Below are 25475 nucleotides of genomic sequence, written 5' to 3'. Positions count from 1 at the left end.
ATCCGGGTCCACGCAGGGCTGGATGTCTCCACACCCCAACAAGGAGCGACGATGAAGTACTCACGTACCAGGATGGCTCTGGCCATCGCCGGTGCGCTGGCGCTCACCAGCACGCTCGTCGCGTGCGGAAGCGACGAGGACACCAAGGCCGACTCGAACGCCAAGGTCACGCTGAACGTCGTGGGTCTGCTCCCCGGCGCGAAGCCCGAGGCGCAGCAGGCCCTCGCGGCCGAGGTGGCGGACTTCCAGAAGGAAAACCCGAACATCACGGTCGTCACCAAGGACTACGAGTGGAAGGCCACCACCTTCGCGGCCGACCTCGCCGGCGGCACCCTGCCGGTGGTGTTCGAGATCCCCTTCACCGACGCGAAGACGCTGATCGCCAACGGGCAGATCGCCGACATGCAGTCCAACCTGGACACGCTGTCGTACGCGAAGAACTTCAACCCGAACGTCCTGCAGTACGGCCAGGGCCCGGACGGTCACACCTACGCCATCCCCGCCAAGAGCGTCTACGCGGTCGGCCTGCACTACAACCGTGACCTGTTCACCAAGGCCGGCCTCGACCCGGCCAAGCCGCCGACGACGTGGGACGAGGTCCGCACCGCCGCCAAGGCGATCGCGGAGAAGACCCAGCAGGCCGGCTTCGCGCAGATGGCCAAGGACGGCACCGGCGGCTGGCAGCTGACGGTCGACACCTACGCCCGCGGCGGTCGCCTCGAGGACGGCAAGAAGGCCACCCTCACCAACGACGCCACCAAGGCCTCGCTGCAGTTCCTGAAGGACCTGCGCTGGACCGACAATTCCATGGGCGCCAACTTCGACTACGACTGGACCGGCATCAACCAGGCGTTCGCCGCCGGCAAGATCGGCATGTACACCTCGGGTCAGGACGTCTACACGAGCCTCGTGCAGACCAACAACATCGACCCGAAGACGTACGGCCTCACGATGATCCCGCTCACCGGTAGCGACGCCGGTGTCCTCGGCGGTGGCACCATGGCCGGCGTCTCCACCAAGGCCAGCGCCAACGAGAAGGCCGCGGCGATCAAGTGGATCGACTACCACTACCTGCGCAAGTACACCAACCAGGACGCCGCGAAGAAGAACGCCGAGATCCAGATCGCGAGCAAGCAGCCCGTCGGTACCCCTGAGCTGCCGATCTTCTCGCAGCAGCAGTACGAGACGTACCAGGGCTGGATCAAGCCCCTCGTCAACGTGCCGCTGGACCAGATGACCACGTTCACCGGCAAGGTCTTCCAGGCCAAGGTCGTCAACGAGCCGGCCATCGCCACCCAGGACGTCTACAAGTCGCTCGACTCGGTCGTCCAGGCCGTGCTGACCGACAAGAACGCCAACATCGACCAGCTCCTCACCGACGCCAACACGAAGGCGCAGCGCGCCATCGACTCGGCCGGCTGATCCTCTCCAACCACTGACAACCACCAGGTGTGGGCCGCGGGGAGACCGGCGGCCCACACCGGGGGGTTCTGCCCTTCGAAAACCAGGACGAGGAGTGACGTCGTGAGTGCATCGGGAGCCCTGCGGCAGACCGGCGGCTCCGCCGGCGGGGGCAACCACGACCCGGGCTCGGACGGGCCCACGCGCCGGGTCCGCCGGCGCGACCCGGTGACCTGGGTCCAGCGCGGAGGGCTCAGCTCGCTCCTGTTCGCGCTGCCGCTCCTGATCATCTTCGGGGTCTTCTCGTGGTGGCCGATCGTGCGGTCGGTCGTCATGAGCTTCCAGAAGACCAACCTCGTCGCGGACCCGACCTGGGTGGGCTGGAAGAACTTCGAGTTCGTGCTCACCGACCCCGACCTGCCCACGGCGATCCTCAACACCCTGTACTTCGCGCTGCTCGCCCTGGTGTTCGGCTACCCGATCCCGCTCGTCACGGCGGTGCTGATGAGCTCGGTCCGGCGCCGCAAGGGCCTGTTCTCGGTGCTCGCCTACCTCCCGGTCGTGGTGCCGCCGGTCGTCGCCGTGCTGCTGTGGAAGTTCTTCTACGACGGCGCCGCCGACGGCGTGTTCAACACGATCCTGAGCTACGTCGGGCTCGGCCCGTACGCCTGGCTGTCGAGCCCCTCCCTGGCCATGCCGTCCCTCGTGCTCGAGGCGACCTGGGCCGCGGCCGGCGGGACCGTCATCATCTACCTGGCCGCGCTGCTGAGCGTCCCCGACGAGCTGTACGACGCCGCCGAGGTCGACGGTGCCGGCATCTGGCGCCGGGTCTGGCACGTCAGCATGCCGCAGCTGCGCGGTGTGCTGCTCATCACGTTCATCCTGCAGATCATCGGCACCGTCCAGGTCTTCCTGGAGCCGTACCTGTTCACCGGCGGTGGCCCGGCGAACGCCACGCTCACGGTGCTGCTCATGATCTACGACTACGCGTTCGGCAGGTCCCTCGGCGGCAACTACGGCGCGGCGACGGCACTGTCCGTCCTGCTCGCGACGTTCCTCGCGATCCTGTCACTGCTGTACTTCAAGCTCACGTCAGGCTGGAGCAAGTCATGACCGGGCAACACAGTTCTGAGGGGAAGAGGACCACCATGACCGTCACCGATCCCACCGGGCGGCGGGACACCGGGCCCGTCGTCGCGGGTGCCCGGCGGCGGCCGTCCGGCGCCGGGGCCCCGGCCGGTGCGGCCAGGGTCGCGCGGACGGCCCGCAAGCGCAAGAAGTCCCAGTTCGAGGGCGGCCGCGGCTACGTGTCCGAGAAGGACTGGCGCAACCCGCGCATCAGGGCGACCATGACCACCCTGCACGCGGTCCTGCTCGGGCTGCTGCTCCTCGTCGGCATCGGGCCGATCCTGCTCCTGGCGAAGTACGCCATCACGCCCACGCAGGACATCATCCGCACGCCGCTGGCGATCTTCCCGAACGGCGTACGCCTGGAGAACATCTCCGAGGCCTGGAACGACGTCCAGATCAGCAAGTACTTCCTCAACACGATCTGGCTCGCCGCCGGCTCGTGGTTCGTGCAGATGCTCGTCGCCACCACCGGCGGCTACGTGCTGTCGGTCCTGCGTCCCGCCTGGGGCAAGGTCGTCAACGGCCTGGTGATCGCGACCCTGTTCGTGCCCAGCGTCGTGCTCCTCGTGCCGCTGTACCTCACGATCCTCGACCCGCCGGTCGTCGGCCAGTCGCTGATCAACAACTTCCTGGCGGTGTGGCTGCCGTCGGGCGCCAGCGCCTTCAACGTCGTGCTCATGACCCGGTTCTTCGACGGCCTCCCACGCGAGGTGTTCGAGGCGGCCAGGGTCGACGGCGCCAGCAACTTCCGGCTCTTCTGGTCGGTGGTCCTGCCGATGTCCAAGCCCATCCTCGGCGTGGTGTCGGTGTTCGCGACGATCGCGAGCTGGAAGGACTTCCTCTGGCCGATGCTCGTGCTCAAGGACCCCGGGATGCAGCCGCTGTCGGTGCGCCTGCCGGCGATCGCCTCACAGACAGACCTGGGCGTGTTCCTCGCCGCCCTCGCGATCTCGACGCTCATCCCGATCGTCTTCTTCATCGCCTTCCAGCGACTCTTCCTCTCGGGCGCAGGATTGGGAGGGGCCGTGAAGGGCTAGTTCACGACCCTCGTCAGATCCCGATCCACCTGTCGTGTGTAGTAGGCAATTCGAGTGTGAGAAAGCAGGTTCCACGTGGCCGACCAACACCACCAAGCTTGGTGGCGCAGCGCCGCTATCTACCAGGTCTATCTGCGTAGCTTCGCCGACGGCAACGGCGACGGCGTCGGCGACCTGGCGGGCCTGCGTTCCAGACTGCCCTACCTGGCCGGCCTCGGTGTCGACGCGATCTGGATCGTGCCGTGGTACCCGTCCCCGCTCGCCGACGGCGGCTACGACGTCGCCGACTTCCGTGCCATCGACCCGATCTTCGGCACCCTCGCGGAGGCCGAGAAGCTGATCGAGGAGGCGCACGACGCCGGCATCCGGGTCATCTGCGACATCGTCCCCAACCACTGCTCCGACCAGCACGCCTGGTTCCAGAAGGCGCTGGCGTCGGCGCCCGGCTCACCCGAGCGTGACCTGTTCTGGTTCCGCAAGGGCCGCGGCCCCGAAGGCGACCAGCCGCCGACCGACCTGCAGTCCATCTTCGGCGGCCCCGCCTGGACCCGCGTCCCCGACGGCGAGTGGTACCTGCACCTCTTCGCCTCCGAGCAGCCCGACTTCAACTGGGACCACCCCGCCGTCCGCGACGAGTTCGAGGACATCGTCCGCTTCTGGCTCGACCGCGGCATCGACGGCATCCGCATCGACTCCGCCGCCGTCCTCATCAAGGACCCCCTCGTCAGCGACGACTACGAGGACAACGAGGGCATCCACGACGTCTACCAGAGCTGGCGGCGCATCTCCGACACGTACACGCCGCCGCGCGCCCTCATCGGCGAGGTGTGGCTGCCCGACCACGAGGCCTTCGCCCGGTACCTGGCCCCGAACGAGCTGCACACGGCCTTCAACTTCGCGTTCCTCAACGCGCCGTGGGAAGCCGCGCGGCTGCGCTACGAGATCGACATGACCCTCGAGGTGCACGCGCCGGTCTCCGCGCCCGCCACCTGGGTCCTGTCCAACCACGACGTCACCCGCGAGGTCACCCGCTTCGGCCGCGAGTCGACCAACTTCTCCTTCGCCGAGAAGCGGTACAACGTGCCCTCCGACCTGGCGCTGGGCACCCGCCGCGCCCGCGCCGCCGCGCTGCTCATCATGTCGCTGCCCGGTGCGGTCTACCTGTACCAGGGCGAGGAGCTCGGCCTGGAAGAGGTCGAGGACCTCGACGACGACCTCCGCGAAGACCCGATGTACCACCGCTCCGGCGGCACCAACCCCGGCCGCGACGGCTGCCGCGTCCCGCTGCCCTGGTCCGGCGACGGGGCCCCCTTCGGCTTCAGCTCCGCCGACGCCACCGGCAACCCGTGGCTGCCGCAGCCCGCCACCTGGGCCGGCAAGACGGTCGCCGCGCAGGAGGGTGTCGAGGGTTCGTTCCTCGAGCTGTACCGCCGGGCCCTGAGCGTCCGTGGCGCCGAACCCTCCCTCGGCGACGGCCCGATGCGCTGGCTCGACTCGGCCCCGGACGTCCTCGCCTTCGCCCGCGACGACACGTTCGCGAACGTCACCAACCTCGGCACGGCGCCGGCCACGCTGCCGCCGCACCGCGAGGTGCTCGTCAGCAGCGTGCCGCTCAACGACGACGGCACCCTTCCCCCGGACGCCTCCGCCTGGCTCCGGCTCTCCTGACCCACACAGCACCACGCAGGCGCTGTCTGGAACCTGGCGCTGGGTCCGGCCGCCACCGGGCCCAGCGCCAGCCGGACCGGACGGCCCCCTGAACGCCGGGCGGTCGCACAAGTTGGCGGGTGCGACCGCCCGGTCCGTATTTCCGCACCGTGCCTGCCACCCCACCGCCTCGAGGCGGGGTGGCAGGTTGCCGATCTGGGGTTGTGTGAACGGTCGATTTCCCACACTTAACTGTTAAGGGGTGGAAAGGGGTCGAGCGTTAACTGTTAAGCCGGGCGGAGATCTTCCGGTCGATCGGGTGCCCCCATAACGTCATCGGCAAGGAAAACGAACTTCCTTGTGGAGGCGGCACATGCGTTCCACCCTTACCGTCGCGGCGACATCCCAGCCGTTCAGATGGTGACGCCGGTAGTGTCCGGGAACAGAGGCGGGGCGCTGGTCACACCGGCGCCCCGTTGTTCTCAACTGCCCAAGACCATCTGAGCAGCCGGAACCTTCAGTCCCAGTCCCACCTTCAGTCCCAGTCCCATCGGAATCCGTAACGACCCGGGCCGTAGTCCAGTGCGATCGCGTGGACTGAATTGCCCACGTCGACCTCGTAAGGGGTCACCTGTTCGGTCTGGCCGTCCATCTGCTGGAACTGATAGACGGCCCGCGGCAGCGCTGCCGGGTCGAAACACACCTCGAGTACGTATTCACGCACCGGAAGCCGAAACTTGCGCTCATAATTGGTCGCTGTCGGAAACGGCGGATAATTGTGCAGCGCATGTTCGGTGATGACGGTTTCACCCTTGGCGAGCGGGCGGTCGAAGAGCAGTTCGGCCAGCAGTAGCCCGCTTTCCAGGTGCTCGACCACCCGGCCCAGCCGGCAGTTGCGGACCGCGGTCATCAGCGGCAGCGGGTGCTCCTGCTCGTCGAGGCGCACGATGACCACGTAGCGGTCGGGCCCGTCCGCCTCGGCCCGTAAGACCTGCCGGACGAGGAATGAGACCTCGCCGCGCTCCGGCCCCACGTTGACCCGGTCGTGCTGGCTCAGCCGGGTCAGCCGCTCGTCCCAGCGGGTGTCCACGCCCTGCGCGAGGTCGGTGATGAGATCCTGCTCCGACCAGAACGCGCCCAGCGCCGGCGCTTCCTGGCTCTTGTGCAGGTGCCGGCCGCGCGGGCGGGGAGGCCCGACGAGGGCGGCCAGGGACCCCGGCTCGACCTCCAGGATCTTCTCGAGCTCGGCGAGGGCGGCCAGGGACTCACGGCGCTCCGGGCGGCTGCGCCCGGTCTGCCAGTAACTCAATGTGGCGAGACTCACCGAGAAGCCCTCGGCACGAAGCCGCTCCTGGATGCGTTCCAGTCCCAGGCCCCGTGCCTGGATGGCGTCGCGTAGCGCGCCGGCGAAGTCGACCATCAGCCCCCCGGGTGCCATCCTTGCGGTCGGGGCGGGGCGCACGCAAGCGGGCGTTTGCGTAATTGCCGATTCGGTAACCCGGAACCCATGGGCGAGCGCTGGTACACCGAGAGTGTCATCTATTGCCTGGACGTCGACACGTTCCAGGACTCCAACGGGGATGGCATCGGCGACTTTCAAGGTCTCATCAGTCGTCTCGACTACCTGACCAGGCTCGGGATCAACTGCCTCTGGCTGCATCCCATCCATCCGACACCTGGCAAGGACGACGGCTACGACGCCACCGACTTCTACAACGTCGATCCGCGGCTGGGCACGCTGGGCGACTTCGCCGAACTGCTGCACGAGGCGGCGAACCGTGGGATCAAGGTCATCATCGACCTGGTGGTGAATCACACCTCGGACGAGCACCCGTGGTTCCAGTCGGCGATCTCGTCGAAGGACTCGCCCTACCGGGACTGGTTCATCTGGGCGGACAAGGAGCCGTCGGACCGTCACCAGGGGATGGTGTTCCCGGGCGAGCAGTCCGAGACGTGGACCTACCACCGCAAGGCCCGTGCCTGGTACTACCACCGCTTCTACGACTTCCAGCCGGACCTGAACTTCGCCAATCCGCTGGTGCGCGCCGAGGTGAAGAAGATCCTCGCCTTCTGGATCCAGCTCGGCGTCGCCGGGTTCCGGATGGACGCGGTGCCGTTCATCATCGAGCTGACCGAGCCCGGGCGCCCGGAATGCCCGATGGACTTCGACTACCTCACCGAGCTGCGCCAGCACATCCAGTGGCGGCGCGGCGACGCGGTGCTGCTCGCCGAGGCCAACGTCGAGCCGGAGAAGCTGCCGGAGTACTTCGGCGACGCGGGCGGCTCGGGCAACCGCATCCACATGCTGTTCGACTTCATGCTCAACGGCCGGCTGATCCTCGCCCTGGCGCGGCAGAACCCGGAGCCGGTCATCGACTGGCTGAAGACCACGCCGAAGCTGCCGCCGGGCGGGCAGTGGGCGACGTTCCTGCGCAACCACGACGAGATCGACCTCTCGCGGCTGACCGCCGAGCAGCGCGAGGACGTGTTCCAGCAGTTCGGACCCGATGAGGACATGCGCCTGTACGGCCGGGGCATCCGCCGCCGGCTCGGGCCCATGCTCGGCAACGACCGCAACCGCCTGGAGCTGGCCTACTCACTGCAGTTCTCGCTGCGGGGCACCCCGGTGCTGCGGTACGGCGAGGAGATCGGCATGGGCGAGGACCTGACCCAGACCGGCCGCTACGCGATCCGCACGCCGATGCAGTGGTCGTTCGCCACCAACGGCGGCTTCAGCGCCGCGGAGCCGATCCGCCCGGTGATCAGCAAGGGCGAACACGGCTACGAACGCGTCAACGTCACCGCCCAGCGGCACGACGACCGGTCGCTGCTCGCCTGGTTCGAGCGGATGATCCGGACGCTGCGGGAGATCCCCGAGATCGGCGGCGGCTCGTGCACGTGCGTCGACCAGCCGCTCCCGCCGGGGGTCCTGGTGCACCGCGCGGACGGCCCGACCGGCTCGATGCTGTTCCTGCACAACCTCGGCACTCAGGACGCCGTCGTGGACCTGGGCGACCTCGCCGCGGACACGCACCTGCCCAACGACGTCTTCGCCAACCAGGAGTACGAACCGGTCGGCGACTTCACGAAGCTCCAGCTGTCCGGCTACGGGTACCGCTGGATCCGCCTGCGCCGCAGCAACACCTGACGGCGCGTCAGGGCCTTGTCAGGGCCTTGTCAGGGCCTTGTCAGGGCCTTGTCAGGGCCTTGTCAGGGGCAGGCCCAGCCGGGTGAAGTGCGCCTCGTCGATGAACGCGGTGACGGCGCTGAGCCGCGCGCCGCGCAGGGTCAGGACGTCGAGCGACCAGGCGCGGTGCACGCCCGCGGCGGCGTCCCAGCGGTAGGAGGCCACGGCGGGCTGGGCGTTCGCCGTGGCCGGCAGGTGTCGCCACGAGCCGCACCGCTTGAACGGCACCTCCTCGGCGAAGCCGACCGCGGCGGCGATCCCGTGGTACCAGTGCGGCAGCGGCGGCATCGACCAGGTCACGTCCTCGGTGAGCAGCGCGACGAGACCGGCCGTGTCGCCGCCCTCCAGCGCCGCCGCGTAGCGGGTGGCGAGGTCGCGGACCCGCGCGTCGCCGACGTCGCGGAGGGTCTGCTGCTGGGACGGCTCCGGGACGCGCTCGGCGACCAGCCGGCGGGCCCGCGCGAGGGCGGAGTTCACGGAGGTCGGCGTGGTGCGCATCATCGCGGCGATCTCGGCGGCGGAGAAGCCCAGCACGTCGAAGAGCAGCAGCGCCGCGCGCTGGTTGCCGGGCAGGTGCTGCAGGGCCGCGACGAAGGCGAGCTCGACGGTCTCGCGCCGCTCGTACACGGTCTCGGGGTAGGGCTCCAGCCACGCGACCTCGGTCAGCGGGGCGCTGGCGAGCACCGCGCGGTCGCTTCCCGGGCCGAGGTCCATCGGCAGTGCCCGGCGCCCGCGGGCCGCCGCGAGGTCGAGACAGGTGCGGGTGGCCACGGTGTACAGCCAGGCCCGCAGCGAGCCGTGCCCGGTGAGGCCGCGCAGCCCTTGCCACGCCCGCAGCAGCGCGTCCTGCAGGGCGTCGTCGGCGTCGTGGACCGAGCCCAGCATCCGGTAGCAGTGCGCGTGCAGCTGACCGCGCAGCGGCAGGACCAGCCGGGCGAACGCGTCCTCGTCACCCTCCAGGGCAAGTTCGACCTCGGGATCGCGACGATTCCGCGCCCCCGCGGCAGTCCCACTTCCGACCGACATCGCCACCGCCGTTTCTGGAGGGGTTCGTGAACCACACCACTGTCACCGCCGGGTCACTACGGGTGCCCGGAGCCGCGCTGCACTACGAGGTGCGCGGCCAGGGCCCGCTGCTCGTGCTCGTCGGAGCCCCGATGGGCACCAGATTCCTCGCGCCGCTGGCCGACCTGCTCGCCGCCGACCATACCGTCCTCACCACCGACCCACGGGGGATCGGCGCCAGCGTGCCCGACGACCCGGACGCCGACTCGACCCCCGCGCTGCGCGCCGCCGACGTGGCCGCGCTCGTGTTGCACCTGGACATGGGTCCGGCGGCCGTCTTCGGTACGAGCGGCGGCGCCGTCACCGCGTTGGCGCTGGCGCAGGAGCACCCGGGCCGGGTGCACACCGTCGTCGCCCACGAGCCACCGGTGACCGAGCTCCTGCCCGACGCCGCGGCGCGGCGTGCCGCGGTGGAGGACATCATCGCCACGTACGCGGCCGGCGACGTCCCCGGGGCGTGGATGAGGTTCCTGAGCAACGCCGCCATCCCGATGGACCCGGACGCCCCGCCGCCGCCCGCCCCGGACGCGCAGCAGATGGCCGACGAGCGCTTCTGGTTCCTGCACGAGATGCGCGGCACCACGCTGTGGCGGCCGGACGCCGGGGCGCTGACCGGCGGCGGCGCACGGATCGTGGTCGGGGTGGGGGAGGCGTCCGCCGGTCAGATCTGCGACCGCACCTCGGCGGCCCTGGCGGCGTTGCTGGGCACGGAGCCGGTCCCGTTCCCGGGTGGGCACATCGCTTTCGTCGAGGACCCCGTCACGTTCGCACCACGCCTGCGCGAGGTCCTCGCCGGTCCCGCACAGGACTGACGCATCCGGTCCCGCGCGGGGCTGGGACGGCCGGTCCCGCGCGGGGCTGGGACAGCGGGGTCCGCGCGGGGCTGGAGCGGCTGGGCCTGGGCGAGGCTGGGGCGGCCGGGTCAGCGCAGTGGCTGGGACGCGGGGTCCGCGCAGGGCTGGAGGCCGGGGCGGCAGGGTCCGCACCGGGGCTGGGGCCTGGGACGGCCGGGTCCGTGCGGGCTCACCCGCGCCGGGCCGGCCGGGAGGCGCGACGGGGCCGGGGCGTGTCTCGTGGGTCAGCGCGGCCTGGTACCTCACCAAAGGGCGCCGGTGGTGCGGATGGTGTCGAGCTGGACCCAGACGGCGTGGCTCGCCGCCAGCAGCGCGACGGCCGCGCCGGCGAACGTCCACCAACGGTGCGGTCCGGGGCCGCGGCCGAGCAGGGTGGCGGTCAGCGCGGCGGCGAGCAGGATCTCGGCGACCCCCTCGACGAGCCAGGTCCAGCCGGCGCCGAGAGCGTGGACGCGCGTGGCGGCGACCGCGCCCTGTCCGGCCAGCAGGGCGAACGAGCAGCCCGCGGCGAGCGCCGCGACAGTGGGGCGGGCCCGGCGGATGGCCCGGCCGAGGAGGCCCAGCATCGTCCCACCGGCGACCGAGGCGGCGGTCCAGAAGGCGGTCGCTGTCAGCACCGACACCAAGCTCGACGCACCGGGGAAGGCGTCGCCGTCGGCGACGGCATCCCGCCAGCGGTGGCCGTCGGCGAGGATGATGCCGTAGTAGACCAGCGTGGCGACGGCGAGGACGGTGACCGCGGCGCCGATCGCGCCGCGGCGGTCCCGGGCCGCGAAGCCGAAGGCCAAGCTGGCTGCGCCCCAGGCGAACGTGCTGCTCGACACCAGCAGCATCACGACGGCGAGCAGGCCCTGGCAGAAGTCGGCGGCGTAGGCGAGGCCACCCAGGACCACACCTGCCGAAGCCGCCCGCCACCACACGGAAGGTGATGCTACGCAACGACTCTCGGCGCTCGGGGTGTCTCTGGATCAGTGCGGGCCGACGCCCGGCCGCGACGCCGGCCGCGCTGATCCACGAGACACCACCTAGCGGCCCGGGATCGACGCGGCGGTCACCGGGCGGCCGAAGTGCCAGCCCTGGCCCAGGTCGCAGCCGAGGGCGGCGAGGCGGGCAGCCTGATCGGCGGTCTCGATGCCCTCGGCGGTGACGGTCATCTGCAGGGTGTGCGCGAGGCGGATGACCGTCTCCACGATCTGCTCGTCGACGTGGTCGCTGGCCAGGGAGCGGATGCCGGCCATGAAGGCGCCGGCCAGCTTGAGGCCGTGCACCGGGAGGTGGCGCAGGTAGGCGAGGTTGGAGTAGCCGATGCCGAAGTCGTCGATGACGATGCGCACCCCGAGGTCGGCGATCGTGCGCAGGGTCTGGATCGGCTGGCCGGTCGACTGCATGAGCACCGTCTCGGTCAGCTCCAGCTGCAGGTTGGCCGGGTCGAGGCCGGTGTCGGCCAGGGCGTGCCGGACGTCGTCGAGCAGGCGCGGATCGGTGCACTGGCGGGGCGAGACGTTGACGCTGATGAGCAGCGGCGTGTCCGGGTGGGTGCGCTGCCAGTCGGCGGCGACCCGGCACGACTCGCGCAGCACCCAGCGGCCCAGCGGGTGGATCATGCCGGACTGCTCGGCGACGGGGATGAACGTGTTGGGTGAGACGGTGCCGAGGTCGGGGTGCCGCCAGCGCAGGAGCGCCTCGGCGCCGCGCAGCCGGTTGTCGGACAGTGCCACGAGGGGCTGGTAGACCAGCTCGAACTCGCCACGGTCGAGGGCGCCCGCGAGCCGGCCGGTCAGGCCGTAGCGCAGGACCTGCTGCGCGTTGCGTTTGACGTCGAAGAGCGCATACCGCGCGCGGCCCTCCTCCTTCGCCAGGTAGAGGGTGGCATCGGCGGCGCGCAGCAGCTCCTCGGGCTCGGCGCCCCGGCACGGCTGCTCGACGATGCCGATGCTCGCCGACACGGACAGCTCGTGGCCGTCGAGGCGGACCGGCTTGCTGAGCTCGGCGAGCATCGCCTCGGCCAGCTCGGTCAGCTGGCCGGGGCCGCCGCAGTCGCGCACGACGACCACGAACTCGTCGCCGCCGACGCGGGCCACGAAGTGCCCGGCGCCGTTGACGCAGGCCCGCAGCCGGTCGGCGAGGGCGACGAGGAGCCGGTCGCCGGAGCCGTGGCCGAGCGTGTCGTTGATGGTCTTGAACTCGTCGAGGTCGAGGAAGCAGACCCCGATCCGGTCGCGGTCGCCGGCCTCGGCGATCGTGTCGGTGAGGTGCCGGTAGAGCAGGACCCGGTTGGGCAGGCCGGTCAGCGGGTCGTGGTGCGCCTGGTGGTGCAGCTCGAGCTGGAGGCTGTGCTCGGCGTCGGTGAGCGCCCTGGCCCAGGCGCGGCGGATGCGCTCCTGGTCGGCGAGGATGCGCCGCCGGCCGGCCTGGGTGAAGCCGGCCGCGACCGCGCCGAGCAGCGCGCCGATCCGGTCGTCGTCGGCCTTGAAGTCCGCGGCGGCGGGCAGGGCGGCGAGGACCGCGATGGAGCGCTGCAGCGCCTCCGGGCTGGACAGCCCGACGTCGATGAGCGCCGTGCCGGCCTCGGCCGCGGGTGCGGGGTCGAACGGCTCGGCGCGCAGGACGGCGGCGAGCCGGGCGACGAGCCCTTCGAAGCGCTCGCGGAGCACGTCGGCGCCGACGTCGAGGAAGCTGGTGCGGCGCACGGCGGTGACCCACCGCTGGGCGAGGTCGGACAGCGCAGGCTCGATGAGCACATCGTCCTGGCCGTCGGTGCCGGTCAACCGCATCACCCCTGGCGCGAAGATTACCGTGCGACGGAGCGTTGAAGAATCGACGCTCAGTGCCGTTGTCCGGCCGTTTCGGTGAGCCCCGCGACGAAGCGGGTCAGGAGCTGGGCGAACGTCTCGACGTCGGCGGGGGACCAGTCCGAGGTCGCGGCGGCGAAGCGGGCCCGCCGGGCGGCGTGCACCCGCTCGGACAGCGCCACCCCGTCCGCGGTGCGCACCAGCAGTGACCGGGCGGCCGTCGTCCTGGTGCGCCTCGCGGCGCAGCCAGCCGGCCTCGACCGCGGCGGCGACCAGCTTGCTCGCCCGGGGTCGCGCCACGTCCAGGGTGGCGGCGACGGACATCACCGTCGCGCGGTCGGCGAGACCTTCGACGACGTCGAAGACGCCGGGTCGACGTCGCCGACCGGGGCCGGGCCGCGCCGGACGGCACGCTCACCGCCGCCGGAGTGCGGGCCAGAGCGGCGATCGCCGCGATCCGCCGCAAGGTCCGCCGGTGGCGTCCCGGAGGAGGACTACCTCACCACCGTCCGCACCCTCGCCCGGATGGCCGGCGACCTCACCGCCGCGTGACGGTGGACCGGGCGATCGCGCCGATCGTGCGCGGGGTCAGCGTGCCGTCGCCGAGGCCCAGCTCGATCAGGTCGTCGAAGACCGCCTGCCGTGCGTCGGCGGCCCGCACCGCGGCGTTGACGATCCATTGCCGGCCGCCGAGCAGCGCCGCCGCCCGCGAGTGCCGAAGGTGCCGGCCGAGCCGGGCGCGCAGCGCGGCGATGTAGCGGCGGTCCGGCGAGGGCCCGGGCGCCGCCGCGGCCGCACCCGCCAGGGCGCCGGACAGCACCGCGTAGAAGATGCCCTCGCCGGTGAAGGGGTTGATCAGCGACAGCGCGTCGCCGGCGAGCAGCAGCCGTCCCCGGGCCGGCACCGGGCGCCGCGTCGACAGCGGCAGATGGTGCGCGCGCAGCCCGGTCGCCGCGCCGGTGTCCACGTCGGGCAGCAGCGCGGCGAGCCGGTCCAGCAGGTGCGCCCGGGAGATCGACCGGCCGCGCAGCACCTCCCCGTAGCCGATGTTGGCGGTGCCGTCCCCGATGGGGAAGGCCCACGCGTACGCCGGCCACCGCTGCGACGCGGTCACGATCCGCTGCTCGACGGGCCCCTCCGGGACGGGCGCGTAGCCGCGGATGGCGAGCGCCAGGTGGCCGGGGCCGTTCGGTGGCTGCCCGAGCGCCTTGCGCACCAGCGAATACGCGCCGTCGGCGCCGATGACCGCCCGGCCCGACACCACCCCGTCGACGATGACGCGGGAGTCGCGCTCCTCGAGCGAGCGCACGGTGTGCCGGCGCAGCACCGCCCCCGCCGCCACCGCCGCGTCCGTGATCCGCTGGTCGAGGGTCAGCCTCGGGATGGTGTACGCCGGGCGGGCGTGCCTCCTGGCGACGGCCCCGCCCGCCGGCCCGACGAGCCGCAGCGACGGCACCGGCGCGAAGCCGTCCTCCACGCCGGTCACCCCGAGCCCGGCGAGCACGTCGAGGGCGTGCGGCGCGACCCCGTCGCCGCAGGGCTTGTCCCGCGGGAAGTCGGCCTTGTCCAGCAGCAGCACGCTCGCCCCGGCCCGCCGCGCGGCGAGCGCCGCCGCCGCACCCGCGGGACCGGCGCCGACCACCACGACGTCGAAGTCGTCCATGCCAGCAAAGCTAGCGTTGCTCCGGGACGGTGTGCACGCCCGCGGCGGAACCCTTCGACTTGAGCATCATGATGAACGCGAGGACCCGGGCGACCGCGCCGAAGAACTCGGCCGGGATCTCGTCGCCGATCTCGCAGGCGCCGTGCAGCGCCCGGGCGAGCGGCACGTCCTCGACCATCGGCACGCGGTGCTCGCCGGCCACCTCGCGGATCTTCAACGCGACCACGCCCAGGCCCTTCGCCACCACGCGCGGCGCGCCCTTCGTCGGGTCGTACCGCAGCGCGACCGAGACATGGGTGGGGTTGACGACCACGACGTCGGCCTTCGGCACGTCGGCCATCATGCGGCTGCGGGCCATCTCGTGCTGCCGCTGGCGGATGTGGCCCTTGACGTGCGGGTCGCCCTCGGACTTCTTGTGCTCCTCCTTGACCTCTTCCTTCGACATCTTCAGCTGCTTGTTGACCCGCCGCTTCGCCACGAAGTAGTCGGCGAAGGCGAGCACGAGCCCGGTCACCGCGGCCACCCGGACGACCTGGAGCACGGTGTCGGCGACCAGGCCGATGATGGTCTGCAGCGGCATCGCCGTCGCGCCGAGCAGCGTCGGGATCAGCGTCTGCATCGTGTTGTAGACGACCAGCCCGAGGATGAGGACCTTCGCGAGGGACTTGACGCTCTCCCACGCGGCCTGCCCGCCGAAGGTCCGCTTCAGGCCCTTGAGCGGGTTGAGCTTCTTGAAGTCGGGCTTGAGCTGCTTCGTCGCCGGACGCAGCCCGCCCTGGGCGGCGGTGCCGAGGATCGCGAACAGGAACAGGCTCACCGTGATCGGCCCGGCCAGGATCGCGATGTCCATCACGCCGTCCTTCAGCAGCCCGAGGGCCACCGCCGGCTCCGGGTCGACCATCGCCTGCGTGCTGCGCGTGAACAGCTCCTGCGTCCGGGACATGATGTTGCGCGCCGTCCACGGCAGCAGCATGCTGGCCAGCAGCACCCCGCCCCACGCGCCGAGGTCCGGCGTGCGGGCCCGGTTGCCCTCACGCCGCGCCTGCCGTTTCTTCTGCTCGGTAGGCTGCTCGGTCTTCTCGCCAGCCACTAGCGGCCGAGGGCTCCCTCGATGGTCCGCATCGACCAGCCGACCGCCGCCAGGTAGGCCTTCGCCAGGTCCGCCGAGGACACCGGGGCGGCCGCCAGGGCGTCGCTGTCGGCGACCTCGTACGCCCGCACGATCGACAGCACCTGGCCGAGCCGGCCGTGCCCGTCGACGAGGGCGTCGGCCACCTCCACCGTCAGCGGCAGCCGGGTGACCAGCTCCGCGATCGGCTCCGAGATGAGCTCGGCGACGCCGGCGAGCAGCCCGACGGTGAACGCCGCCTCGCCCGGCAGCCCGAGCCGCTCCGCCACGGTCTGGCACAGCCGCGCCCGGGCCATCGTCGTGGACAGCTGGTCCTCGCTCGCGGACTCCGCCACGTCACTGACGAGCATCAGCGCCGCCCACTGCCGGATCTTCGCCGAACCGAGCAGCACCACCGCGTCCCGGACCGACGCGACCTTGCGCGGCAGCCCCGACGCGGCCGAGTTCGTCGCCCGCAGCACCCGGTAGGACAGCGCCGGGTCGCTCTGCACGATCGCCGACACCTTCGCGATGTCGGCGTCCTCCGCGGTCACCGCACCGAGCAGCTCGAGCCGGCGCAACCGCGACGGCGACAGGGCGACCGCCGTCAGCACCTGGGGGCGGCCCACGGCGTACCCCTGCAGCAGATCGAAACCGAGCCGCTGCGCCAGCAGGATGTGCTCCTCGATCTCCACCCGCTCCGCGACCAGCTTGATGCCGGGGAAGCGGCGGCACCGGGCGACGACCTCGGCGAGCTCGTCCGGCTCGCGGATCAGCAGGTCGAGCTTCACGTAGGAGGCGAGGCCCAGCAGCCGCTCGTGGCCGAGCCCGAACACGAAGTCGTCGAGGGCGATCTCGTATCCCTGCTGCACCAGCCGCGCGGTCCCGGCGAGCACCGCGTCGTCGATCTCGACGGTCTCCAGGATCTCCAGGATCGCGTGGTCCGGGTCGAACGGCAGCGGCAGGTCGCCGACGAGGAAGTCGCGGGTCAGGTTGATGAAGCACTTGCGGCCGCCGACGAGCTGCTCCAGCCCGAACTCGGTGAACGCGTTGACGATGACCTGGCTCGTCGCGTACGCGCTGCGCCGGGACGCCTCGACCTCGTCTGCCGCGCCCCGGAACAGCAGCTCGTATCCGACGACGTGGCCGGCCCAGTCGTACAGCGGCTGCCGCCCGATGTGGACGAGCTGCGTCGAGTCTGGGGTCGAGGTCGTTGCGGGCTGCACGCTCCAACGATCGGCACCCGGCGCTGCAACCAAAGGAAAACCCTCAGAACTACCCGTACAGCACCGATCAGGGGATCGCGTCACATCGGAAAGACGAGGAGAGCGTGTCCAAACGCCTGTCGCAGTACGTCGTGCCCATCGGCATCGTGTTGATCATCCTCATGATGGTCGTGCCGCTGCCGGCCTTCCTGCTGGACACGCTCATCGCCGCGAACATCACCCTGGCCCTCGTGATCGTGCTGGTCAGCATGTACGTGAAGCGGCCCCTGGAGTTCTCCTCGTTTCCGTCGCTGCTGCTGATCGCGACCCTGTTCCGTCTGGCGCTCAACATCAGCGCGACCAGGCTCGTGCTCACCGACGGCTTCGCCGGCGCCGTTATCGAGGCGTTCGGCCACTTCGTCGTCGGCGGCTCGCTCATCGTCGGCCTCGTCATCTTCCTCATCCTGTTCATCGTCCAGTTCATGGTCGTGACCAAGGGTGCGGAACGCGTCGCGGAGGTCGGCGCGCGCTTCACCCTCGACGCCATGCCCGGCAAGCAGATGGCGATCGACGCCGACCTCAACGCCGGCCTCATCGACGAGGCGACGGCCCGCAAACGGCGCACCGAGATCACGTCGGAGGCCAGCTTCTACGGCGCCATGGACGGCGCGTCGAAGTTCGTCAAGGGCGACGCGATCGCCGCCATCATCATCACCCTGGTCAACCTCATCGGCGGCTTCGCGATCGGCATGCTGCAGCGTGGCATGTCGGCCAGCGACGCGATCGCCACCTACTCGCTGCTGTCCGTCGGCGACGGTCTCGTCTCGCAGATCCCGGCGCTGCTGCTGTCGGTGGCGACGGGCCTCATCGTGACCCGGTCCGCCAACGACGGTGACATGGGCGCCACGGTCAGCAAGCAGCTCGGCCAGAACAAGCGCGCGCTGCAGATCGGCGGCGGCGCGGCCCTGGCCCTGTGCGCCATCCCGGGGCTGCCGAAGCTGCCGTTCCTGCTCGTCGGCGCGGCGGTGCTGATCATCGCCCAGCGCCTGCCGAAACAGGTCACCGAGGCGGAGGAGGAGGCCGCCGCAGCCGCCGAGGCGGAGCCGCCACCACCGGACCCGACCGAGACGCTGCTCGGTGAGATGCGCGTCGACCCGCTCGAGCTTGCGCTCGCCCCGGACCTCGTCGACCTCGTCGACGCCAGCGGCGGCGACCTCCTGGAGCGCGTCCGGGCCCTGCGCCGCAAGGTCGCCCTGGAGCTCGGCATCGTCATGCCGCCCGTGCGGACCCGCGACGACCTGGAGCTGCCGCTGTCGACGTACGCCGTGCGCATCAGCGGCGTCGAGGTCGGCCGCGGTCAGGCGCCGCCCGGCACCGTCCTGGCCATCGGCGACGGCCTGGACTTCCTGCCCGGCCGGGCCGGCGTCGAGCCGGTCTTCGGCCTCGCCGGCAAGTGGGTCCCCGCGGAGCTGCGCCACCAGGCCGACCTCACCGGCGCCACGGTCGTGGACCGGGCGTCGGTCATCATCACGCACCTGGCGGAGATCGTCCGGGTGCACGCCAGCCGCCTCCTCGGCCGCGAGGACGTCCGTGCCCTCACCGAGATCGTCAAGCGCACCCACCCCGTCGTCGTGGAGGAGCTGACCCCGTCGGCGCTCAGCCTCGGGCAGGTCCAGCGCGTCCTGCAGACGATGCTCGACGAGGGCGTGCCGATCCGGGACCTGGTGCGCATCTTCGAGTCGCTGTCGCTGCAGGCGAAGCAGGGAAGCGACCCCGACTCGCTCGTCGAGGCGGCGCGGGCGTCGCTCGGCCCGGCGATCGCCGCCCGGCACGCCCAGGACGGCACCCTCACCGCGATCACCCTCGAACCGCGCCTCGAACAGCAGCTGCTCGAATCGCTGCGGCCCACCGACAGCGGGCTGCAGCTGCTGATCGACACCGCGCGCGCCGAGTCGATGCTCGCCGACCTGAACAGAATCACCGAACTCGGCGAGGAACGCGGCGTCAACCCCGTCCTCGTGTGCTCACCGCAACTGCGCAACGCACTGCGAAAACTGGTGCAGATGGCGCTACCGCGTTTGCCGGTTCTGTCTTACTCAGAGATCGCCGGGAGTACGCTGCGGATTGAGACCATTGGGGTGGTGAATGGTGCCTACCCGGTTGCTGCTTGAGGGTCGTGACCTCGAAGAACTGCTCGCGCAGGTCCGCGCCGAGCATGGGCCTGACGCTGTCATCGTCTCGGCCGAAAAAGTGCGCACCGGCGGCGTCGGTGGCCTTTTCGGCACTCAGAAATATGAGCTGACGGTCGAGGTCCCCGATGCCGTTGCGACAACTCAACCACCCGGTCCGGCACCCCGCAAAGCCGACACGCCGAAACGCTCGCTGAGTATCGAGGATCTGGCCGCGCTGGCGGACGCCGCGGAATCGCAGGGCCGGAATCCGACGTTCGCCGATGTCCTGGCCGACGCCCGCGACGGCGTTCCGCTGGTGCCCGGCGCCCCCGGTCCGCTTCCCGGTGGCGCGGGCGGTCCCGCCGCCCCCGGCCGGGGAGTGGAGAGCGGGCCGCCGCGGCCGCCGACGGCCGCCGACGCGCTCAACCGGCTCCTCGCCGACGCCCCGGCCGAGGCACCCGCCGGGGCGCCGTCGGTGCGGCCGTTCCGGCCGGCGGCCAACCAGCCGATCGCCAAACTCGGCGTCCGGCAGGTCAACGCCGATCCGCGCTTCGACCAGCGCCCCGATCTGCCGCAACCGCAGCGGTATCAGCCGCCGCCCGCCGACCCCCGGAGCATGCCACCCGCGGCCCCGGGCGACGGGGGGATCTGGCCCGAACAGACGCGGATGGACCCGCGACGGCGCGCACCCGCGCGTCCGAACCCGCCCCGCCCACTGTCCGACCCTGAAACCGAATTCTGGCAGGAGTCCCCAATGCCTGTTGAAGCCACCGCCACCGTGGAGAAGCCGCGGACACCGGACGCGAGCGAACGGCTGGCCGGCGCCTACAACGCGCACCCCGCGGCCCAGGCCGCGGCGGCGCAGGCGACGGCCGCGCCCGAACGGCCCGCGCCGGCCGAACGCGCACCCGAGCGGCCCGCGCCGGCCGAACGCGCACCCGAGCGGCCCGCGCCGGCGGACCGCGCACCGGAGCGGCCCGCGCCGGCGGAACGCAACGCCGAACGCACCGCCGAGCGTGCACCCGAGCGGGAACGCACCACCGCGGAGAAACCGGAACGGCAGGCCGCGCTCGGCCGCCGGCTCCAGTCGCTGGGCGTGCCCACCGACATCGCGTTCCGGGCCAACGCCGCCGACACGTACACCGCGGTCGTCGACGCGTTCGCCGCGCTGCCCGTCGCGGAACCCGCACCCGACGGCCCCGGCGAGACGCTCATCGTCGTCGGCGAGTCGACCCACGCCGTCGAGGTCGCCCGGTGGGTCGCCGAAGCCCAGCGCCTCGACACCGGCCACATCCTGTTCGCCGGCCGCAACGCCGCCGCCGCGGGCATCGACGGGAAACGCCGCATCACCGGCGCCCACGACGCCCGCCTCTGGGCGAAGAAGCTGCGCAAGTCCGACGCGCCCAGCGTCGTCGCCGTCGAAGCCGCCCTGGACGAATCCGCCTGGGCCGCCGCGATCGTCGAAGCGGTCCGGCCCGTCGCCGTCTGGGTCGTCGTCGACGCCAGCCGCAAGACCTCCGACGTCGCGCACCACCTGCAGGGCCTGCGCCGCGTCGACGCGATCTGCCTGCGCGGCACCATGTCCAGCGGCGACCCGGCGAGCCCGCTGTCACTGCGGCTGCCCGTCGCGCTGCTCGACGGCCGGCCCTCCACACCGTTCCAGTGGGCCGCGATGCTCTGCGAACGGCTGAGCCTGGTGGGCGGCTGACATGCTCGGCATGGCGCGGTTCTCCACGCTGTCCCTCGCGTTGCTGATCTCGTCGCCCGCCCTGTACGCCACCTTCGTCACCCACGCGCTCGACGTGGAGACCGGGCTGCTGCGGTTGCTGATCGCCGTGCCGGTCGCCGCCGTGATGCTCGCCGTGTTCCGGCTCGTGACCCGCGGCTACGGCAAACCCGACGACCGCAGGAAACAGGCCACGGACACGGACCCCGCCAGCGGCGACGAACCACTGCGGGCCGAAGCCGTCGCAGGCGAACCCTTCCCCCAGCGCCGCTCGGAAGACGCCACCTGAGGCCGCGCGGGCGGCAGACTTCACGCGCGCGGCGCCGGGCGGTGGCCGGAGCGGCCACCCGGCGCGGAAGGCAGCGGCGCGGCCCGGAACGGCAGCGCGGCGCGGGAGCGGTGGCGCGGCGCGGGAGCGGTGGCGTGGCGCGGCGCGGAGGCCACAGCGCGGGAGCGGTGGCGCAGCGCGGGAAACGGGAGCGGTGGCGCGGCGTGGGACGCGCGGCGCGGGTGGGTCAGGCGGCCAGCAGGCGCAGGACCAGGGTGATCGAGCGGTCGGTCAGGTTGGCCACCGCGTTGGGCAGGAGCATCATCGCGGTGCCCGCCACCGTCAAGGTCAGCAGCACCTTCGCGGGGAAGCCGAACGAGAACGGGTTGAGCGCCGGCGCGGCGCGGGTCAGCAGGCCCAGCGCGACGTCGACGGCGAGCATGATCGCGATCAGCGGCGCCGCGATCTGCAGCCCCGCCAGGAACATCTCGCCCAGGCCGTTGCTGATGATCTCGGTGAACGTCTTCAGCGACAACGCGTCGTTCAACGGGATCGCCGTGTACGACCGGGCGAACCCCCGCAGGATCAGCTGGTGAGAGTCCGTGGCGAACATCAGCGCCATGCCGATCAGGTTGTAGAAGCGGCCGAAGACGGCGTTGCCCTGCAACGAGAACGGGTCCATCGAGAACGCCAGGCTGAAACCGCCGACCAGGTCGACGAGGTTGCCGGCGACCTGGACCGCGGCGAAGAGCAGCGCCGTGATGAACGCCAGCGAGGCGCCGACGACCGCCTGCTCCGCGGCGTTGGCGAGCAGCAGCGGGGCTGACATGTCGGCCGGCACCTGCGGGGCGAGCTTCGGCGCGAGCGGCAGCGCGATCGCCAGCGACAGCAGCACCTTCACCGTCGACGGCGCGCCCCGGTTGTTGAACGGTGGGCACAGCATCAGCCACACCCCGGCCCGGATCGAGCCGAGCAGGATCGCCAGGACCGTGCTCAGCGGCACGGTGTAGGTGTCAGGCACCCTTGATCAGATCGGGGATCTGGGCGTACAGCTGCTCGGTGTAGGTGATCATCTCGTGCAGCATCCAGTTGCCGGCGAACAGCAGCGCGAGCCCGATCGCCGCGGCCTTCGGCACGAACGACAGCGTCGACTCCTGGATCTGCGTGACGGACTGGAAGAGCGAGATGGCGAAGCCGACGATGAGCGCCGTGAGCAGGATCGGCGCGCCGAGCTTCGCCGCGATCGTCATCGCCTGCATGCTGAGTTCGATGATCTTGGTGTCGGTCATGCTGGTACACCTCGTTCAGTGGTAGCTGGCCACGAGGGCGGTGAGGATCAGCCCCCACCCGTTGACCAGGACGAACAGGAGGAGCTTGAACGGCAGCGCGATGGTGACCGGCGGCAGCATCATCATGCCCAGCGACATCAGCGCGGCCGAGACGACCATGTCGATGACCAGGAACGGGATGTAGATGACGAAGCCGATGATGAACGCGGCCCGCAGCTCCGACAGCACGAACGCCGGCACCAGCGTGGACAGCGGCACGTCGTCCTTGTTCTTCGGCAGCGGCCGGTCGGCGATCTTGGTGAAGAGCGCGATCTCGTCCTTGCGGGTCTGCTTGAGCATGAACGCCTCGAGCGGCTGGACGCCGTCCTTGAACGCCACCGCCTGGGTCTTCTCTCCCTTCAGGTAGGGCTGCAGCCCGACGTCGTTCACCTCGCCGATGATCGGCGACATGATGAAGAGGCTGACGAACAGCGCCATGCCGGCGATCACCTGGTTGGGCGGCACGTTGCTCAGGCCCAGCGCGTTGCGGGTGATCGACAGCACCACGAAGACCTTCGTGAAGCTCGTCGTCATCAGCAGCAGTGACGGCGCGATCGACAGCAGCGTCAGCAGGATGATGATGGTGATCGACTGGCTGGGCTGCACGCCGCCGACGTCGATGTTGACCGTGCCGTCCGGCGGGCTCGGCGACACCGGCGGCTTCGGCGTCGGCGCGGCCAGGGCACTGCCCGGCAGCAGCAGGACGGTGAAGAAGGCGGCCGGCAGCAGGAGCCTCATCGCCGGCCCCGCAGGAAGCGCCATGTCTCGGCCGAGAACAGGGACCCGGCCAGCGGCGATCCGGCAAGGGTCTGCGGCTGCGGGGGTTCGGCGAACAGCTCCGCGTCGGCCTCGGCGAGCAGGGACACGCCCGCGTCGGTGACACCGAGGACCAGAGCCCGGTCGGCGACCTTGACCACCGCCACCGACGAGCCCCGGCTGAGCTGCTGGCGGGCGATCACGGTGAGCAGCCCGGCGCCGCGGCCGGCGACCCCGCGCCGGGCCAGCCGCGCGAGCGCCCAGAGTAGTACGAAAACCACTGTGAGTGAGCACAGGACGCGCATTGCCAGCTCGAACATGGTCAGGGGTACCTAGGCCCGATCCGTCGGGCCGACGATCTCGGTGATCCGGATGCCGAAGTTCTCGTCGATCACGACCACCTCGCCGCGGGCGATGAGCCGGCCGTTGACCAGCAGGTCGGCCGGGCCACCGGCGGCCCGGTCGAGCTCGATCACCGCGCCCGGCGCCAGGGACAGCAGCTCCCGCACGCTCATGCGGGTGCGCCCGAGCTCGGCGGTGACCTCCATCTCGACGTCGTGGAGGAGGTCGAAGGCGGGCCGCCCGCCACGGTCGCCCCGGCCGTCGCGCGCGTCCTCGCCCCGGCCGCCGCCCGGGCCGGTGACCTCGACCGCCACGGCGAGCGCGACGACGGCGTGGACAGTGCCCTCGTCGGTGCTGAGCGGCACCAGGACCCCGCCGGCGGCGATCAGCTGTCCCATGGCGTCGGCGGGCTGGAGCACCTCGCCCGGGTCGACCACGACCGGGCCGACGGTGGTCGCGGCGGCCTCCAGGGCGGGCCGGACGGCCTGGCTCAGGTCCAGGGCGCCCATGGGGGAGTTCGCGAGGGCCTCGACCAGGTCCTGGGTGACGACGATGGCGACCTCGCCCTGCGCGGTGCCGGCGAACCTGGCGCGGATCGCCTGGCCGTCGATCGCGAGCTCGTCGACGTTGGTAGTGGGCACACCGACCGAGAGCGGGGAGCTGGCGGGCAGCAGCGCCACGGCGGCCTGAGCGGCAGCCTCGGCGCGGGCCAGCAGGGCCTCGTTGGTGGCGATGGTCATCGGCGGGTCTCCTCAGCGCGGTTCTGGCCGAGCTGTCCGGCCGGCTGTCCGGCGGGCCGGTGTGTCGGTCGTTGACCTGGCTGCGGGCTCGGCACCACGAGACAGGCCAGACGGTTGCCCTGCGCGCCGGGGACGGCGTAGGCGAACGTGATGTCCGCCGTGGTCACCGCCAGGGGCGTCGAGGTGGTGTGGGCGAGCGGCACCACGTCGCCCGGGCGCAGCCCGATCAGGTCGGCGGGATGCATGCGGACCGGCTGGAAGCGCACCGCGACCTCGATCGGCGCGCCCTCCAGGCCGGCCACCACGTTGCGGTAGGCGACCTCCCGGGCCAGCCGCTGGGCCTCGGTGAGCACCGCGCTGCCCTGCTCGCCCTGCAGCTTCGGGAAGATCGACCCGAACGGCAGGCAGATGCTGGCCACGCACTCCTCGGTGCCGACCCGCATCTCGAACGACGCGACGATGACCGCGTCGGACGTCGCGCCCGCCTGGGCGAACTGCGGGTTGTACTCGATCGTGGTCATCTCCGGCCGCAGCGCCACGATGCCCTCGAAGGCGTAGCGCAGCTCGCCGAGCGTCCGCTCGATGAGGCCGTGCAGCAACGGCATCTCGATGTCGCTCAGTGGTCGTTGAGGCTGCGGACCGCCCGGGCCGCCGAGCATGTGGTCGATGCAGGCCATGGCGGTGCTCAGGGAGAACTCCAGAATGGCTGTGCCGGGTAGGGGATCGATGCTGAACATGGCGACCACGGTCGGGCTGGACAGGCCGCTGATGTACTCGTCGTAGGTCAGCTGCTCGATCGAGATGAGGCTGACCTGCGACACCGCCCGAAGGCTGGTGGTGAGCAGTGTCGCGTACTGGCGGGCGAAGGTCTCGTAGGAGATCTGGAGTGTCCGGATGTGTTCGCGGCTGAGCTTGGTCGGACGCCGGAAGTCATACGGCTCGGGACCGGAGCTTTTGCCGCCGCGCCGGCTCATCTTGCCGGGCGTGCGGCCGCTACCGGTCGCCGACGTTGACTGCGTCACTCTCTTACCATCGGTCCTTTTGGGGGCAGCTT

Annotated in this window: 24 protein-coding genes; 10 read left to right on the top strand and 14 right to left on the bottom strand. The window is 71.3% G+C overall.

All coding sequences use genetic code 11. From position 1 onward, the window contains the following. The first annotated feature begins 51 nt into the window (after positions 1-51). The 4 genes from ABZS58_RS16775 (at position 52) to ABZS58_RS16760 (ending at position 5237) form a co-directional block, all read left to right on the top strand. The gene (locus ABZS58_RS16775) at positions 52-1422 is read left to right on the top strand and encodes an extracellular solute-binding protein (protein WP_354782212.1); all 1371 of its coding nucleotides are present in this window, start codon (positions 52-54) and stop codon (positions 1420-1422) included. 102 nt (positions 1423-1524) lie between these two features. Next, positions 1525-2514, top strand: coding sequence for a sugar ABC transporter permease (locus tag ABZS58_RS16770; protein WP_354782210.1), 990 nt, complete (start codon positions 1525-1527; stop codon positions 2512-2514). A 35-nt stretch (positions 2515-2549) separates the two neighbouring features. Further along, positions 2550-3569 carry a carbohydrate ABC transporter permease gene (locus ABZS58_RS16765; RefSeq protein ID WP_354782209.1) on the top strand — a complete coding sequence of 340 codons (1020 nt, stop codon included), beginning with the start codon at positions 2550-2552 and terminating at the stop codon, positions 3567-3569. Positions 3570-3644: 75 nt separating this feature from the next. Continuing rightward, on the top strand, positions 3645-5237 hold the full coding sequence (locus ABZS58_RS16760; protein WP_354782207.1) for a glycoside hydrolase family 13 protein: 1593 nt from the start codon (positions 3645-3647) through the stop codon (positions 5235-5237). A gap of 514 nt (positions 5238-5751) precedes the next feature. Here ABZS58_RS16760 and ABZS58_RS16755 read toward each other — a convergent pair. Beyond that, a complete protein-coding gene (locus tag ABZS58_RS16755; RefSeq protein ID WP_354782205.1) occupies positions 5752-6636 on the bottom strand; it encodes a hypothetical protein in 885 nt (294 codons plus the stop codon). An 87-nt stretch (positions 6637-6723) separates the two neighbouring features. Here ABZS58_RS16755 and ABZS58_RS16750 point away from each other — a divergent pair, with 87 nt between their 5' ends. Beyond that, entirely contained in the window at positions 6724-8364 is a 1641-nt protein-coding gene (locus ABZS58_RS16750) for an alpha-amylase family protein (protein ID WP_354782203.1), read from the top strand. Between the two features lie 51 nt (positions 8365-8415). Here the strand turns inward: ABZS58_RS16750 and ABZS58_RS16745 are convergent, their stop codons facing one another. Continuing rightward, positions 8416-9429 carry a sigma-70 family RNA polymerase sigma factor gene (locus tag ABZS58_RS16745; RefSeq protein WP_354782201.1) on the bottom strand — a complete coding sequence of 338 codons (1014 nt, stop codon included), beginning with the start codon at positions 9427-9429 and terminating at the stop codon, positions 8416-8418. A gap of 26 nt (positions 9430-9455) precedes the next feature. Here ABZS58_RS16745 and ABZS58_RS16740 point away from each other — a divergent pair, with 26 nt between their 5' ends. After that, entirely contained in the window at positions 9456-10280 is an 825-nt protein-coding gene (locus ABZS58_RS16740; protein WP_354782199.1) for an alpha/beta hydrolase, read from the top strand. Between the two features lie 284 nt (positions 10281-10564). On the opposite strand, the gene ABZS58_RS16735 is transcribed toward ABZS58_RS16740, so the two are convergent. The 3 genes from ABZS58_RS16735 to ABZS58_RS16725 form a co-directional block, all read right to left on the bottom strand. Further along, complete coding sequence (locus tag ABZS58_RS16735; RefSeq protein WP_354782197.1) at positions 10565-11242, bottom strand: hypothetical protein; 678 nt, start codon at positions 11240-11242, stop codon at positions 10565-10567. A gap of 105 nt (positions 11243-11347) precedes the next feature. Beyond that, positions 11348-13090 (bottom strand): bifunctional diguanylate cyclase/phosphodiesterase, encoded by a 1743-nt coding sequence (locus ABZS58_RS16730; protein WP_354782195.1) that lies wholly within the window; start codon positions 13088-13090, stop codon positions 11348-11350. 56 nt (positions 13091-13146) lie between these two features. Next, positions 13147-13314 carry a hypothetical protein gene (locus ABZS58_RS16725; RefSeq protein ID WP_354782193.1) on the bottom strand — a complete coding sequence of 56 codons (168 nt, stop codon included), beginning with the start codon at positions 13312-13314 and terminating at the stop codon, positions 13147-13149. Here ABZS58_RS16725 and ABZS58_RS16720 point away from each other — a divergent pair. Next, complete coding sequence (locus tag ABZS58_RS16720) at positions 13307-13666, top strand: hypothetical protein (RefSeq protein ID WP_354782191.1); 360 nt, start codon at positions 13307-13309, stop codon at positions 13664-13666. The genes ABZS58_RS16725 and ABZS58_RS16720 overlap by 8 nt on opposite strands. Here ABZS58_RS16720 and ABZS58_RS16715 read toward each other — a convergent pair. Genes ABZS58_RS16715 through ABZS58_RS16705 form a run of 3 tightly spaced genes read right to left on the bottom strand, consistent with a single transcriptional unit; the run spans position 13653 to position 17111 of the window. Further along, a complete protein-coding gene (locus ABZS58_RS16715; protein ID WP_354782189.1) occupies positions 13653-14777 on the bottom strand; it encodes a geranylgeranyl reductase family protein in 1125 nt (374 codons plus the stop codon). The two genes, ABZS58_RS16720 and ABZS58_RS16715, sit on opposite strands and share 14 nt — an antisense overlap. A 10-nt stretch (positions 14778-14787) precedes the next feature. Next, complete coding sequence (locus ABZS58_RS16710) at positions 14788-15867, bottom strand: EscU/YscU/HrcU family type III secretion system export apparatus switch protein (RefSeq protein ID WP_354782187.1); 1080 nt, start codon at positions 15865-15867, stop codon at positions 14788-14790. Continuing rightward, positions 15867-17111, bottom strand: a complete 1245-nt coding sequence (locus ABZS58_RS16705) for an HDOD domain-containing protein (RefSeq protein WP_354782185.1) — start codon at positions 17109-17111, stop codon at positions 15867-15869. Before ABZS58_RS16705 ends, ABZS58_RS16710 begins: the two co-directional genes overlap by 1 nt. Before the next feature lie 104 nt (positions 17112-17215). Between ABZS58_RS16705 and flhA the strand changes: the two genes are divergently transcribed. The 3 genes from flhA to ABZS58_RS16690 are packed head-to-tail and all read left to right on the top strand — an operon-like array spanning position 17216 to position 21276. Next, positions 17216-19261, top strand: coding sequence for a flagellar biosynthesis protein FlhA (gene flhA / locus ABZS58_RS16700; protein ID WP_354782183.1), 2046 nt, complete (start codon positions 17216-17218; stop codon positions 19259-19261). Beyond that, on the top strand, positions 19251-20969 hold the full coding sequence (locus tag ABZS58_RS16695) for a hypothetical protein (protein ID WP_354782181.1): 1719 nt from the start codon (positions 19251-19253) through the stop codon (positions 20967-20969). The genes flhA and ABZS58_RS16695 overlap by 11 nt, the downstream gene beginning before the upstream one ends. Before the next feature lie 10 nt (positions 20970-20979). Beyond that, positions 20980-21276, top strand: a complete 297-nt coding sequence (locus ABZS58_RS16690; RefSeq protein ID WP_354782179.1) for a hypothetical protein — start codon at positions 20980-20982, stop codon at positions 21274-21276. A 226-nt stretch (positions 21277-21502) separates the two neighbouring features. Here ABZS58_RS16690 and ABZS58_RS16685 read toward each other — a convergent pair whose 3' ends face one another. The 6 genes from ABZS58_RS16685 to ABZS58_RS16660 are packed head-to-tail and all read right to left on the bottom strand — an operon-like array spanning position 21503 to position 25443. Next, the gene (locus ABZS58_RS16685; RefSeq protein ID WP_354782177.1) at positions 21503-22276 is read right to left on the bottom strand and encodes a flagellar biosynthetic protein FliR; all 774 of its coding nucleotides are present in this window, start codon (positions 22274-22276) and stop codon (positions 21503-21505) included. Then, positions 22269-22544, bottom strand: a complete 276-nt coding sequence (fliQ, locus tag ABZS58_RS16680) for a flagellar biosynthesis protein FliQ (protein WP_354782175.1) — start codon at positions 22542-22544, stop codon at positions 22269-22271. Before fliQ ends, ABZS58_RS16685 begins: the two co-directional genes overlap by 8 nt. Before the next feature lie 15 nt (positions 22545-22559). Continuing rightward, positions 22560-23321 (bottom strand): flagellar type III secretion system pore protein FliP, encoded by a 762-nt coding sequence (gene fliP, locus ABZS58_RS16675; RefSeq protein ID WP_354782173.1) that lies wholly within the window; start codon positions 23319-23321, stop codon positions 22560-22562. Beyond that, positions 23318-23620, bottom strand: a complete 303-nt coding sequence (locus ABZS58_RS16670) for a flagellar biosynthetic protein FliO (RefSeq protein ID WP_354782171.1) — start codon at positions 23618-23620, stop codon at positions 23318-23320. The genes fliP and ABZS58_RS16670 overlap by 4 nt, the downstream gene beginning before the upstream one ends. Before the next feature lie 51 nt (positions 23621-23671). Then, positions 23672-24421 carry a flagellar motor switch protein FliN gene (fliN, locus tag ABZS58_RS16665; RefSeq protein ID WP_354782169.1) on the bottom strand — a complete coding sequence of 250 codons (750 nt, stop codon included), beginning with the start codon at positions 24419-24421 and terminating at the stop codon, positions 23672-23674. Beyond that, on the bottom strand, positions 24418-25443 hold the full coding sequence (locus tag ABZS58_RS16660; RefSeq protein ID WP_354782167.1) for a flagellar motor switch protein FliM: 1026 nt from the start codon (positions 25441-25443) through the stop codon (positions 24418-24420). Before ABZS58_RS16660 ends, fliN begins: the two co-directional genes overlap by 4 nt. Positions 25444-25475 lie beyond the last annotated feature (32 nt).

This window comes from Dactylosporangium sp. NPDC005555 (genome assembly GCF_040605635.1).
Lineage (GTDB): Bacteria > Actinomycetota > Actinomycetes > Mycobacteriales > Micromonosporaceae > Dactylosporangium.
This window is presented reverse-complemented; position numbering and strand designations above follow the sequence as displayed.